Genomic DNA, 12,099 nt, shown 5'->3' with positions numbered 1-12,099 from the left:
GGATTACCGCCCAGTTGTGGATAACTCAGCCACCCACAAGAGTGGCTCATGCACGCGAGAGCGATTCACACACCTGCGGGGCTCGTCACCGCGGCGAAACCACAACCCCCAGCAACCCAGGCCCCGTATGCGCGCCGATCACCGCCCCCACCTCACTCACATGCAGTTCCGCCAGCCCCGGCACCCGCGCCCGCAACCGGTCCGCCAGCGCCGACGCCCGGTCGGGGGCGGCGAGATGGTGCACCGCGATGTCGACCTGTGCGCTGCCGGCCCGGTCAGCCGCGATCTCCTCCAGGCGGGCGATCGCCTTGGACGCCGTCCGCACCTTCTCCAGTGGGCCGATCCGCCCGCCCTCCAGCTGCAGCAGCGGCTTCACCGCGAGTGCGGAGCCCAGCAGGGCCTGCGCGGCACCGATGCGGCCACCGCGGCGCAGATAGTCGAGGGTGTCGACGTAGAAGTAGGCGGCCGTGGCCCCGGCTCGCTTCTCCGCGGCCGTCACGGCGTCGTCCACCGTGCCGCCCGTCTCCGCCGCCTCGGCCGCGGCGAGCGCGCAGAAGCCGAGCGCCATGGCGATCATCCCGGTGTCCACCACCCGCACCGGCACCGGCGCCTCGCGCGCCGCGAGGACCGCCGCGTCGTAGGTGCCGGAGAGCTCGGCGGACAGGTGCAGGGAGACGATGCCGGTGGCGCCGGACTCGGCGACCTTGCGGTAGTGCTCCGCGAAGACCTGGGGGCTTGGGCGCGAGGTGGTGACGGGGCGTCGCTTCTGCAACGCCTGGGCGAGGGAACGGGTAGAGATCTCGGTGCCCTCGTCCAGCGCCTGATCGCCGAGGACCACGGTCAGGGGTACCGCGGTGATGCCGTGGCGCTCCATCGTCCGCGGCGGCAGGTAGGCCGTTGAATCGGTGACGATCGCGACATGGCGGGACATGAGCTGGAGGTTACCTGGCGTAGCGCCCGGGCGGCAGCCCGACCCCGCTCGGCCGGGCATGCCTTGGCCTGATCACCGCGTGCTCACGCGGGCTCAAGTCGTGCTCTCGGGGCGGGCCTTCTTCTGCCAGGGATATGTCGGGCGGGGGTCGGGCGGAGTGATGGCGGGCCTGGTCGGCTCCTCGGCCCGCTGTGTCCGTGGGGTGTCCGGCCAGGTCTGCTCTGTCGTCGCGGCGGCCTCGGGGGCCGGTGCCTCGGGCCACGGGGGCGGCGTCGACGACAAGCCGTCCGGCGGCGTCGAGGACGAGGAGGGCTCCGTCGTCTGCCAGTGCCGCAGGGCGCCGGTCTCCACGTCGATCTGCGCGCCGAGGGTGTCCAGGTCGTCCTCGGCGAAGCGGCGGGCCCGGTCGCGCGCGGCCCAGCGCAGGGAGTCCGCCGACTGCACGATGCGCTCGGTGCGCTCACGCAGCTCGGGCAGTCTCTCGGCGAGCTGCGCACGGTCCGGCTCGGACTCCAGCCGCCGCAGTTCGGCGTCCAGTTCGTGTCCGTGGGCGCTGAGGCGGTGGAAGAGGCCGAGGGACTCCTTGAGGGACTCGTCCTCGCCCGCGCCCGCCTCCAGCGCGTCCTGGGTGGCCCGCATGGAGGTGCGCAGCTTCAGCCGCAGCTGGGCGAGTTCGCCCGCCGGGCCCGGCTGGGCCAGGGACTTGGCCCGCAGGGTGTGGTTCTCGACCGTGCGCCGGGCGTGTGTGATCGTCTGGTCCACACGGCGTTTGGCGGCGCCGACCACCTTCACCGTGGCGTACGCCCCCAGCGCGACGAAGAGCACGAAGAGCAGGGCGACGACTGCGATCACTGCATCCACGAGCTCCTCCTCCGGCCGACCACGACACCACGCCGCGTCACTCTTCAACGGTAAACGCAGCAGGCAGGCCCGGAGTTCCAGCAGAACCCCGAACCTGCCCGTAGGGGATCACCCCGAGCCAGGATCACCCGAGACATCCGTCACACTCACGCCCGCCCGGAGCCGCCCGCCACGCTGACGGCCGCCCCTAGCCATCGGTCACCCTCAGAGCCGCCCCGAGCCATCAGCCCGCTCACGGCAGCTCCGAACCAGCCCGACACTCACGGCACCCGAACGTGCCCAGCGCCCAGCGCTCACCGTCCCCGAGCCGCTCGTCACGCTCACGGCCGCTCTGAGGCCTACGCCACGATCACGGAACCGGCCCAGCCCTGGCCACTCAGGCCGGGCCCAACCGCCGGAGGCCTACGCCGGAACGATGTTCACCAGCTTCGGCGCGCGCACGATCACCTTCCGGATCCCGGCCCCGTCCAGCGCCGCCACGACCTTCTCGTCGGACAGGGCGACCTTCTCCAGCTCCTCCTCGGAGATGGCCGGCGAGACCTCCAGGCGGGCCTTGACCTTGCCCTTGATCTGCACGACGCAGGTCACCGTCTCGTCGACGACGTACGCCGGGTCGGCGACCGGGAAGTCCTGGTGGACGACCGAGTCGTCGTGGCCCAGCCTGCGCCACAGCTCCTCGGCGATGTGCGGGGCCAGCGGCGCCACCATCAGCACCAGCGCCTCGGCGACGGAGCGCGGCACCGCCCCGCCCGCCTTGGTCAGGTGGTTGTTCAGCTCGGTGACCTTGGCGATGGCGGTGTTGAACCGCATGCCCTCCAGGTCCCCGCGCACCCCGTCGATCGCCTTGTGCAGGGCACGCAGCGTGTCCTCGTCGGGCTCCGCGTCCACCACCGTCACGTCACCGGTCGTCTCGTCGACGACGTTGCGCCACAGCCGCTGCAGCAGCCGGAACTGGCCGACCACCGCGCGCGTGTCCCACGGACGCGAGACGTCCAGCGGGCCCATCGCCATCTCGTACAGCCGCAGCGTGTCGGCGCCGTACTCGGCGGCGATCTCGTCCGGAGTGACCGCGTTCTTCAGGGACTTGCCCATCTTGCCCAGCAGCCGGGAGACCTTCTCGCCCTGGTAGTAGTAGGCGCCGTCGCGCTCCTCCACCTCGGCGGCCGGTACCGCGATGCCACGGCTGTCGCGGTAGACGTAGGCCTGGATCATGCCCTGGTTGAACAGCTTGTGGAACGGCTCCGCGGAGGAGACGTGCCCCAGGTCGAACAGGACCTTGGACCAGAAGCGGGCGTACAGCAGGTGCAGCACGGCGTGCTCGGCGCCGCCGACGTACAGGTCGACGCCGCCGTGCGGCCGGCCCTCGCGCGGGCCCATCCAGTATTGCTCGATCTCCGGGTCGACCAGCTGCTCGCTGTTGTGCGGGTCCAGGTAGCGCAGCTCGTACCAGCAGGAACCGGCCCAGTTGGGCATGGTGTTGGTCTCACGCCGGTAGCGCTTCGGGCCGTCGCCCAGGTCCAGGGTGACGTTGACCCAGTCCTCGTTGCGCGACAGCGGCGTCTCGGGCTGGGTGTCGGCGTCGTCCGGGTCGAAGGTGCGCGGCGAGTAGTCCTCGACCTCGGGCAGCTCCAGCGGCAGCATCGACTCGGGCAGCGCGTGGGCGATGCCGTCCTCGTCGTAGACGATCGGGAAGGGCTCGCCCCAGTAGCGCTGGCGGCTGAACAGCCAGTCACGCAGCCGGAAGTTGACCGTGCCCTCGCCGATGCCCTTGGACTCCAGCCACTCGGTGATGCGCGCCTTGGCCTCGGCGACGCCCAGGCCGTCCAGCGAGATGTCCTCGTTGGCGGAGTTGATGATCTTCGCGTCGTACGACGAGAAGGCGTCCTCCCACGTCGAGGTGTCCGTGCCCCGTCCGTCCGTCGGCTCGACGATGCAGACGATCGGCAGCTCGAAGGCGCGCGCGAACTCGAAGTCGCGCTGGTCGCCCGCCGGTACGGCCATGATCGCGCCCGTGCCGTAGCCCATCAGGACGTAGTCGGCGATGAAGACGGGGACCTGCTCGCCGTTGACCGGGTTGGTCGCGTACGAGCCGATGAAGACGCCGGTCTTGTCCTTGGCCTCGGCCTGGCGCTCGACGTCGGACTTCGAGGCGGCCTGCGCGCGGTAGGCGGCGACGGCCTCGGCCGGGGTGGCGTGACCGCCGGTCCACACGTCGTGAGTGCCCTCGGGCCAGGCGTCCGGGGTGAACTTGTCGACCAGCGGGTGCTCCGGCGCCAGCACCATGTAGCTCGCACCGAACAGGGTGTCCGGGCGCGTGGTGAAGACGGTGATGCGCTCGCCGTCGATCGGGAAGTCGACGCGGGCGCCCTCGGAGCGGCCGATCCAGTTGCGCTGCTGCAGCTTGATGGCCTCGGGCCAGTCCAGCTCGTTCAGGTCCTCCAGCAGCCGGTCGGCGTACGCGGTGATCCGCATGTTCCACTGGCGCAGCTTGGCCTTGAAGACCGGGAAGTTGCCACGCTCGGAGCGGCCCTCGGCCGTGACCTCCTCGTTGGCCAGGACGGTGCCCAGACCGGGGCACCAGTTGACCGGCGCGTCCGAGGCGTACGCCAGGCGGTACTCGCCCAGGACGTCGGCGCGCTCGGCGGCGCTCAGCTCGCTCCACGCGCGCGTGCCGCCCTCAGCACCGGGGACGACGCGCTCTCCCGACTCGAACTGCGCGACCAGCTCGGTGATCGGCCGGGCCTTCTTCGCCTCGTCGTCGTACCAGGAGTTGAAGATCTGCAGGAAGATCCACTGGGTCCACTTGTAGTAGTCCGGGTCGATCGTGGCGAACGACCGGCGCTTGTCGTGGCCCAGGCCCAGCCGGCGCAGCTGGGCCTTCATGTTCTCGATGTTGGCCTCAGTGGAGACACGCGGGTGCGTGCCGGTCTGCACGGCGTACTGCTCGGCGGGCAGGCCGAAGGCGTCGAAGCCCAGGGTGTGCAGGACGTTGTGGCCGGTCATGCGCTGGAAGCGCGCGAAGACGTCGGTGGCGATGTAGCCCAGCGGGTGGCCGACGTGCAGGCCCGCACCGGAGGGGTACGGGAACATGTCCATGATGAACTTCTTGGGCCGGGCGACGACCGCGGGGTCGCCCGCCAGGTCGCCCTTCGGGTTCGGAGCGGCGTACGTGCCCTCGGCGTCCCAGAAATCCTGCCAGCGTGCCTCGATGTCGGCCGCCATGGCGGCCGTGTAGCGGTGCGGCGCTGCTGCCTCGGCGGCGGCAGCGGGGTTCGTCTCGCTCATGATCCTCAAAGCTCCATCGATCGTCTCTGCCAGCGGCTGCGGTTCTCTGGAAACGAAAAATCCCCTCGCACAGGAGGGGACGCCGCGCCGATTCCGACCATCCGATTCGCCCGGTGGTCGGGACTGATCAGCGCGGCCCGCTAAGCAGAAGGCGTACGGCACGCATGGCGTCAGGGTACCGCAGCGCCGGAGCGGGTCGCGACGGGCTTTCGACGGGGGCGCGGGCGGGCTTTCGGCGGGGGCGCGCGTGAACAACGGCGCCCCGGGTTCCGTACCTGAGGGTTGTGAAGACCTCGAAAAGCTGAAAAACGTTCAATTGTTACCTGGCGTAACAGTCGCTAAGGGACATCGCACGCCCCTCGCTGCCCGCAGATAACAACGCAATAACTCAAACGCCGTACCCCCCGGTATGGAGCCACTTAGAGTGCGGCACCGGGACCGCCTTCCCGAACCGCTCGGAGTTGCCCCCATGAACCCTCGTCGTAGTAACAGTTCGCTCCCCAGGACGGGCCGGTCGGCCTACGGGGTGGCGACCGCTGCTGTTCTGCTGCTCATACCCCTGGTCGTGCTGCTCGGCGGCACCTGGCTCCAGGAGTTCCTCAACTTCGGTGCCGGTGTCCTGTCGCTCGTCTGCCTCACCTGCTCGGTGATCTGGGGCCTCGTCGCCCAGGACCGGATGATCCTCAACACCCGCCAGCGGATCATCGCGCAGGGCATCCACCGGGTGACCGCCGTGGCGTCGATCGCGTTCCTCCTGGTGCACATCGGCGTCAAGCTGGCCCTGGACCACGCCAGCCCGATCGCCGCCCTGATCCCCTTCAGCCTCTTCGTCTTCGGCGGCGACGAGATCCCGGGCAGCGCCTTCCTCATCGGCCTGGGCTCACTGGCCGCACTGCTCATGATCTTCGTGGGCGTGACCGGCGCGCTGCGCAACCAGTTCGCCTCCCCCGCGCCGGTCGCCGCGCGCTGGCGCGCCATGCACATGCTGGCCTACCCGGCCTGGTGCGCCGCACTGATCCACGGACTGTTCGCCGGCCGCCCGGCGGCGACGTTCTTCATGGTCTGCTACGAGCTCTGCGTCGTCGCCGTCGCCGCGGCCCTCGCGCTGCGCGCCGCCCCGCGCCCGGTCAAGCGCAGGTTCGCCGACCGGATCGCCCAGATCATCGGCAACGAGCCGGGGGCCCGCGAGGACCTGGAGGAGAGCCGCGCCAGGGCGGCGTCCGGCTCCGCACTGCCGGGCTACGAGGACCAGCGCCCGTCCCGTTCGTCCCGCCGGTCGCGCGACGAACGGAGCGGCCCCCTGCCCGGCATGCCCTCCCAGGCCCCGTCGGCCGCGGAGACCACGGCCGGCTTCGCAGCCGCCTACCGCGCCGTCAACCCGCGCTCCCGCGGACGGCAACAGCAGCCGTACGCCGACCAGACCGCGCGCATGGACCTGCCGCTGGACATGCAGCCGACGGAGGCGATCCCACGCGTCGACGGCGCAGGCGGCGGCACCGGCAACTGGCCGATCCCCTCCCCGCCGCCGGTCGGCGAGGCACCCCCGTCGGCCTACGACCCGCTCAACGACACGGGATACAACATCCCTGTCTATGACAATTCAGGCGCCTCGAGCTACGGCTCGGGCGCTTCGGGCTACGGCTCGAGTGATGTGTACGACACCGCTGAGACGAACGCCGTCTTCGGCACGTACAACCAGAACGACACGTACAACAACAGCGGTCCCGCCACTGAAACAATGCCCGGTGCCTCCTACGACTTCGACGCACCGGGTTCGGGCGAACCTTGGAACACGCCTTCCGGAGGCTTTAAGTGAACGAGGCCCTGCCCGACGTCCCCGAAGTCCGCGTCGTCGGCCTTCCCCAGCTGACGTCGGGCTTCGACCTTGTCGAAAGACTCGATCTGCCCATGCATCTGAAGGTGCACGGGCCGCTCGAACCGATGGGCGGCGAGCAACTCGCCAAGCTCGCCGAGAACATCAACCTGAAGGGCCGCGGCGGAGCGGGCTTCCCCTTCCACAAGAAGCTGCGCTCGGTCGCCGAGTCCGCCATCAAGCGCGGGGTCCGGCCGGTCGTCGTGGTCAACGGCAGTGAGGACGAACCGGCCTGCCGCAAGGACACGGTGATGATCAACCGTGCCCCGCATCTCATCCTGGACGGCGCGCTGCTGTGCGCCGAGGCCCTGGGTGCCCGCACGCTCGTGGTGGCGGTCACCCGGGAATCGACCCAGCGGTCCATGGAGGCCGCCCTCGCCGAGCGCGGCCTGAGCAACAGCCGCCGCTCGGCGCTACGCGCGTTCGTCCAGCGCAATCCGGTGCGCATGGTCACCGGCGCCGCCGCCTCCGTGATCCGCTCCATCGACGGCGGCCCGGCGATCCCGCCCGGCCGCAAGGTCAGCGCCTCCCAGAACGGCGTCGGCGGCGCACCCACCCTGCTGTCCAACGCCGAGACGTTCGCCCAGCTGGCCATCGCCGCACGCATCGGCCCGGAGCGCTACGGCAACACCGGCCTGTACGACGAGCCGGGCACCGTCATGCTCACGGTCTCCGGCGCGGTCGCCCGCCCCATGGTCATCGAGGTCCCGACGGGCGTGCCGCTGCGCTACGTTCTCCAGCTCGCCGGCGCCCCGCCTGTCCCGCAGGGCGTGCTGACCGGCGGCTACCACGGCAAGTGGATCGACGCGGCGACGGTCAACGAGGCGATCGTCTCCCGTAACTCCCTGGACGCGGTGGGCGGTTCGCTGGGAGCCGGCGCGATCCTGCCGATCACTCAGGAGACGTGCCCGCTCGGCGAGTCCCTGCGCGTCGCGCAGTGGCTGGCCGAGGAGAGCGCCGGCCAGTGCGGCCCCTGCTACCTCGGCCTGCCGGCCGCCGCGCGCGGCTTGGAGGACATCCTCAACGGTGGTGGTCCGGCCGCCCTGGAGGCGCTCAAGCAGGTCGCCAAGAACGTGAAGCGGCGTGGCGCGTGTTCGCACCCGGACGGCTCCGCGATGTTCCTGGAGTCGACCATCAAGGCGTTCACCGACGACCTCGCGGCGCACGTCCTCGGCAACGGCTGCGGACGGCCCGTAGAGGGCGTTCTGCCGCTGTTCGAGGGCGGCAGGGCACCGACGGGCATCCCGGGCGGCGCCGAGGCGGAGGAGAACGGCCCCAGCCGCCAGAAGATCCACGTCGACTGGACGCTGTGCCGGGGCCACGGCCTGTGCGCGGACATCCTCCCGGAGGTCTTCCAGCTCGGCGCCGACGGCTTCCCGACCGTCGCCCAGGCCATGGTGCCGCGCTACGCCGAGGCCAAGGCGCTGCGCGCGGTACGCCGTTGCCCGGCCCTTGCCCTGCGCATCGAGGAGGACACGCGCACGCAGGAGTCCTCCCGCAACCTGCCGGTCCTCTCCCAGGGCCGCGGCAGACGCGCGCTGGGACGCTGAGGCCGGCACGCGCGCGTGGAGGGGCCGTCCAAGCCGGACGGCCCCTCAATCTCCTCTGAAACCAGGTGAAACAGAACTCTCGGCAAACGAAAAGATCCCGCCGGATCGAACCGATCCGGCGGGATCTTGCTGTGGAGCTAAGGAGAATTGAACTCCTGACCTCCTGCATGCCATGCAGGCGCTCTACCAACTGAGCTATAGCCCCTTGCTTTGGTCCGCCCGGTTTCCCCGGCGGCGACGCCAACATTACCGGTCGACCTGGTGCAGCACCAAATCGTTTCCCGTCCGCACCGATACGGGCACTAATGTCGGGTTCCGTGACCGTGATCGCGTCCGCCGGAGTTCGCCGTCGAGCGCCGGTCTCCATGGGGGCCTGCCTGGCCTCCTTCGCCGTGTTCTGGGTCGCCCAGCGAGCCGCGGACGTCTCGATGATCGACCTGATGGTGTACCGGGCCGAGGGCGCGACCGTACGTGCGGGAGGCGACCTGTACGCGCTGCGTACGACGACCGCCCGACTGCCCACCACCTACCCACCGTTCGCCGCCCTGCTGTTCACTCCCCTGACGCTCCTCGACACGGCGGCGATGCGCACCCTGGGGACGGCCGGCAACCTTGCCCTGTTCGTGGCGTTCGTACGGCTGTCCCTGCGTCTGGTCGGGCACGCGCGCGTGGAGAGCGTCTGGTGGGTCGCGGCGTTTGCCGTGTGGTGCGAGCCGGTGTGGACGACGCTGCGGTACGGCCAGATCAACCTGCTGCTCGCCGTCCTGGTGCTGTGGGATCTGTCACGGCGCCCGGGTGACCGCTGGGCCGGGGTGGGCATCGGGCTCGCGGCGGCCGTCAAGCTGACGCCCGCGTTGTTCGCGGTGTTCCTGCTCGTCACGGGTGTCGTCGCCCGCCACCGGCACGGCTCCGGGGGCCCTTGGCTGCGGCACGCGCGCGTGGCGGCCGGATCGTTCGCCGGGGCGACCCTGCTGGCCGCGGCCCTACTGCCGTACGACTCCTGGCGTTTCTGGACGCGCATGGTGTTCGCGGCGGGGCGCGTCGGGCACGCCGAGGACACCGCGAACCAGGCCCTGCGCGGCGTCCTGGCGCGACTGCTGCACACGCCGGAGCCCGGGGCCGTCTGGATCGCCACGGCGGCCGTGATGGCCGTGACGGGGCTGGGCGTGGCCGTGGCGGCGGAGTTGGGCGGGGAGCGGGCCTGGGCGGTGACGGCGTGCGCGGTGACGGCGCTGCTCGTCAGCCCGGTGTCCTGGTCGCACCACTGGGTGTGGTGCGTGCCGGTCGCCCTGCTCCTCGCCACGCGCGCGTACCGGGCCACGGCCCTGGGCACACTGCTGGTCTTCTGCTCGTACGCGCTGTGGTGGGTGCCACACGGACCGGGACGGCATGAACTGCATCAAAACGGAATCGAGTTGATGTTGTCGGCCGGCTACGCAGGGGCAGGCTGCCTTTTCCTCGTGATCGCCGGGATCTCCCTCGGGAACCCCGGCCCTCGTCAAGCCGTGACGAAGGAATAGAAGCGCTTGAGTGTGCAGTGTTCTTCGAGGAGACGGCCGTAGATCGGTTCGCCCTCGAGTTCACGGTAGGTCTCGATGGGGTCGCCTTTTATGATCAGCGCCCGTGCGCATTCCTCGCACCAGTACTGGTAGTCGGGGTTCACCGGTTCCATGTCACGGACGATCGGCGTTCCGCTGCCGCACCAGTCGCACTTTCGCCTGTGTGCACCCATCGATCAGCTCCAGCTGTGGCCGCAGGCCGTGCACACGTAGGAAATTCCGCCGTTGTCGCCGAGGAGCTGGGCGACATGGACGGAGCCGCAGGAAGGGCAGCTGAGCCGGGTGATCGTATCCCGTGTCAACGCTGCTTCGAAGAGGTGACCGACCTCTTCGAGGATGCTCGCAGGCATCACTACTCCCTCCCGTCGGGCCGCGCCCCCTTCCGGCCGTTTGATTCTGCCACGGCCGGACCAATACGGTCAGCGACGCCTCAGTACCAGTCCGGACACGGCAGCATCCGTGGCCGTACGGACCGTGCGAACACGCACCCCAAAGCGCCTCTTGAGAGGTATACGCCTGCGAGGCCCGAGTGACTCAAGCCGGACCCGAACACTTCAGCGGATACCAGAAGATCCCGCCGATCGCTTCGATCGGCGGGATCTTGTTGTCTCGCTGTGGAGCTAAGGAGAATTGAACTCCTGACCTCCTGCATGCCATGCAGGCGCTCTACCAACTGAGCTATAGCCCCTGGCCACGCGGCGGAGCCGCATGAGTTTTCTGTCTCCCCGCTCGGCGGGGCGAACAAGAAGAACTTTAGCCTGCGACCTGCCGGAAAGTGAAATCCGGGTCCCGGGTCGCCCCGACCGGGACCCTGGTGGCTCAGTCGTCGTCGCCGAGCACCGGCTCCGGCAGCGTGCCGGCGTTGTGCTCCAGCAGACGCCAGCCGCGGGCGCCCTCGCCGAGGACGGACCAGCAGCAGTTGGTGAGGCCGCCGAGGCTCTCCCAGTGCCGGGGCTCCAGACCGAGGAGGCGGCCGATGGTCGTACGGATCGTGCCGCCGTGGCTGACCACGACCAGCGTGCCTTCGTCCGGGAGCTTCTCGGCGTGCCGGAGCACCACGGGCGCGGCGCGGTCGGCGACCTCGGTCTCCAGCTCGCCGCCCCCGCGGCGCACCGGCTCACCGCGCTTCCACGCGGCGTACTCCTCGCCGTACCGGTCGATGATCTCCTCGTGCGTCAGCCCCTGCCAGACGCCCGCGTAGGTCTCGCGCAGGCCCTCGTCGTGCGTCACCTCCAGGCCGGTGAGCGCGGCCAGCTCGGCGGCCGTATGGGCGGCGCGCTGGAGGTCGGAGGCGATGATCGCGTCGGGCTTGAGACTGACGAGCAGCCGGGCGGCGCGCCGGGCCTGGGAGACGCCCGCCTCGGTGAGGGCGACGTCCGTGGAGCCCTGGAAGCGGCGTTCCACGTTCCAGGAGGTCTGGCCGTGCCGCCACAGGATGACGCGGCGGCCCCGGCCGGCCTTGCCCGCGAGCACGTCGCCGGCGGCGCTCATCGCCACTCACCGCCCAGCTCGGCCGCCTCCTCGGCGGCCTGGAGCTTGGCGTGCTCCTCGGCCTTGCCACGGGTGGCCTTGGCGTCGTCGGGCAGCTCGAGCTCGGGGCAGTCCTTCCACAGCCGCTCCAGGGCGTAGAAGACGCGCTCCTCGCTGTGCTGGACGTGGACCACGATGTCGACGTAGTCGAGCAGCACCCAGCGGGCCTCGCGGTCGCCCTCACGGCGGACCGGCTTGGCGCCGAGCTCCTTCAGGAGCCGCTCCTCGATCTCGTCGACGATCGACTTGACCTGGCGGTCGTTGGGTGCGGAGGCCAGCAGGAAGGCGTCCGTGATCGACAGTACGTCGCTGACGTCGTAGGCGATGATGTCGTGCGCGAGCTTGTCGGCGGCCGCCTGTGCGGCGGTGTTGACGAGCTCGAGAGAACGGTCGGTAGCGGTCACTACAAGGCTTTCGGTCGGCGGACACTTGAACTCACTCGGCATCAAGGGTCTCACGGACCGGTGACAGCACCCCACGTGATTACCGGCTCACGTGGGGTGGCCTGCG

The 12,099-nt window shown here is 70.2% G+C and carries 10 protein-coding genes and 2 tRNA genes; 3 read left to right on the top strand and 9 right to left on the bottom strand.

The genetic code is table 11. From position 1 onward, the window contains the following. Positions 1–85: 85 nt before the first annotated feature. The 3 genes from IF78_RS0114125 to leuS form a co-directional block, all read right to left on the bottom strand. Positions 86–931 carry a DegV family protein gene (locus IF78_RS0114125; RefSeq protein ID WP_031476894.1) on the bottom strand — a complete coding sequence of 282 codons (846 nt, stop codon included), beginning with the start codon at positions 929–931 and terminating at the stop codon, positions 86–88. A gap of 93 nt (positions 932–1,024) precedes the next feature. Next, a complete protein-coding gene (locus IF78_RS0114120; protein ID WP_031476893.1) occupies positions 1,025–1,792 on the bottom strand; it encodes a hypothetical protein in 768 nt (255 codons plus the stop codon). Positions 1,793–2,194: 402 nt separating this feature from the next. After that, the gene (gene leuS / locus IF78_RS0114115) at positions 2,195–5,077 is read right to left on the bottom strand and encodes a leucine--tRNA ligase (protein WP_031476892.1); all 2,883 of its coding nucleotides are present in this window, start codon (positions 5,075–5,077) and stop codon (positions 2,195–2,197) included. 469 nt (positions 5,078–5,546) lie between these two features. Between leuS and IF78_RS0114110 the strand changes: the two genes are divergently transcribed. After that, on the top strand, positions 5,547–6,893 hold the full coding sequence (locus tag IF78_RS0114110; RefSeq protein ID WP_199921347.1) for a ferric reductase-like transmembrane domain-containing protein: 1,347 nt from the start codon (positions 5,547–5,549) through the stop codon (positions 6,891–6,893). Beyond that, on the top strand, positions 6,890–8,500 hold the full coding sequence (locus tag IF78_RS0114105; RefSeq protein ID WP_031476890.1) for an NADH-quinone oxidoreductase subunit NuoF family protein: 1,611 nt from the start codon (positions 6,890–6,892) through the stop codon (positions 8,498–8,500). Before IF78_RS0114110 ends, IF78_RS0114105 begins: the two co-directional genes overlap by 4 nt. A gap of 132 nt (positions 8,501–8,632) precedes the next feature. On the opposite strand, the gene IF78_RS0114100 is transcribed toward IF78_RS0114105, so the two are convergent. Beyond that, a tRNA-Ala gene (locus IF78_RS0114100) sits at positions 8,633–8,705 on the bottom strand. 112 nt (positions 8,706–8,817) lie between these two features. Between IF78_RS0114100 and IF78_RS0114095 the strand changes: the two genes are divergently transcribed. Further along, positions 8,818–10,020: a glycosyltransferase 87 family protein gene (locus tag IF78_RS0114095; protein WP_425314616.1), complete on the top strand. Its 1,203-nt coding sequence runs from the start codon at positions 8,818–8,820 to the stop codon at positions 10,018–10,020. Here IF78_RS0114095 and IF78_RS0114090 read toward each other — a convergent pair. From IF78_RS0114090 to rsfS, 5 genes are all read right to left on the bottom strand, one after another. Next, positions 9,999–10,232 carry a hypothetical protein gene (locus IF78_RS0114090; protein ID WP_003976229.1) on the bottom strand — a complete coding sequence of 78 codons (234 nt, stop codon included), beginning with the start codon at positions 10,230–10,232 and terminating at the stop codon, positions 9,999–10,001. The genes IF78_RS0114095 and IF78_RS0114090 overlap by 22 nt on opposite strands. 3 nt (positions 10,233–10,235) lie before the next feature. Continuing rightward, positions 10,236–10,409, bottom strand: coding sequence for a hypothetical protein (locus tag IF78_RS47635; protein ID WP_107049938.1), 174 nt, complete (start codon positions 10,407–10,409; stop codon positions 10,236–10,238). 265 nt (positions 10,410–10,674) lie between these two features. Next, positions 10,675–10,747 (bottom strand) — tRNA-Ala (locus tag IF78_RS0114080). Between the two features lie 131 nt (positions 10,748–10,878). Further along, positions 10,879–11,550, bottom strand: a complete 672-nt coding sequence (locus IF78_RS0114075) for a histidine phosphatase family protein (protein ID WP_031476888.1) — start codon at positions 11,548–11,550, stop codon at positions 10,879–10,881. Then, a complete protein-coding gene (gene rsfS / locus IF78_RS0114070) occupies positions 11,547–11,993 on the bottom strand; it encodes a ribosome silencing factor (RefSeq protein WP_031476887.1) in 447 nt (148 codons plus the stop codon). The genes IF78_RS0114075 and rsfS overlap by 4 nt, the downstream gene beginning before the upstream one ends. Positions 11,994–12,099 lie beyond the last annotated feature (106 nt).

Source organism: Streptomyces bicolor, assembly GCF_000719285.1.
Classification (GTDB): domain Bacteria; phylum Actinomycetota; class Actinomycetes; order Streptomycetales; family Streptomycetaceae; genus Streptomyces; species Streptomyces bicolor.
The sequence above is the reverse complement of the archived record's forward strand: the minus strand, read 5'-3'. Positions and strand labels throughout refer to the sequence as shown.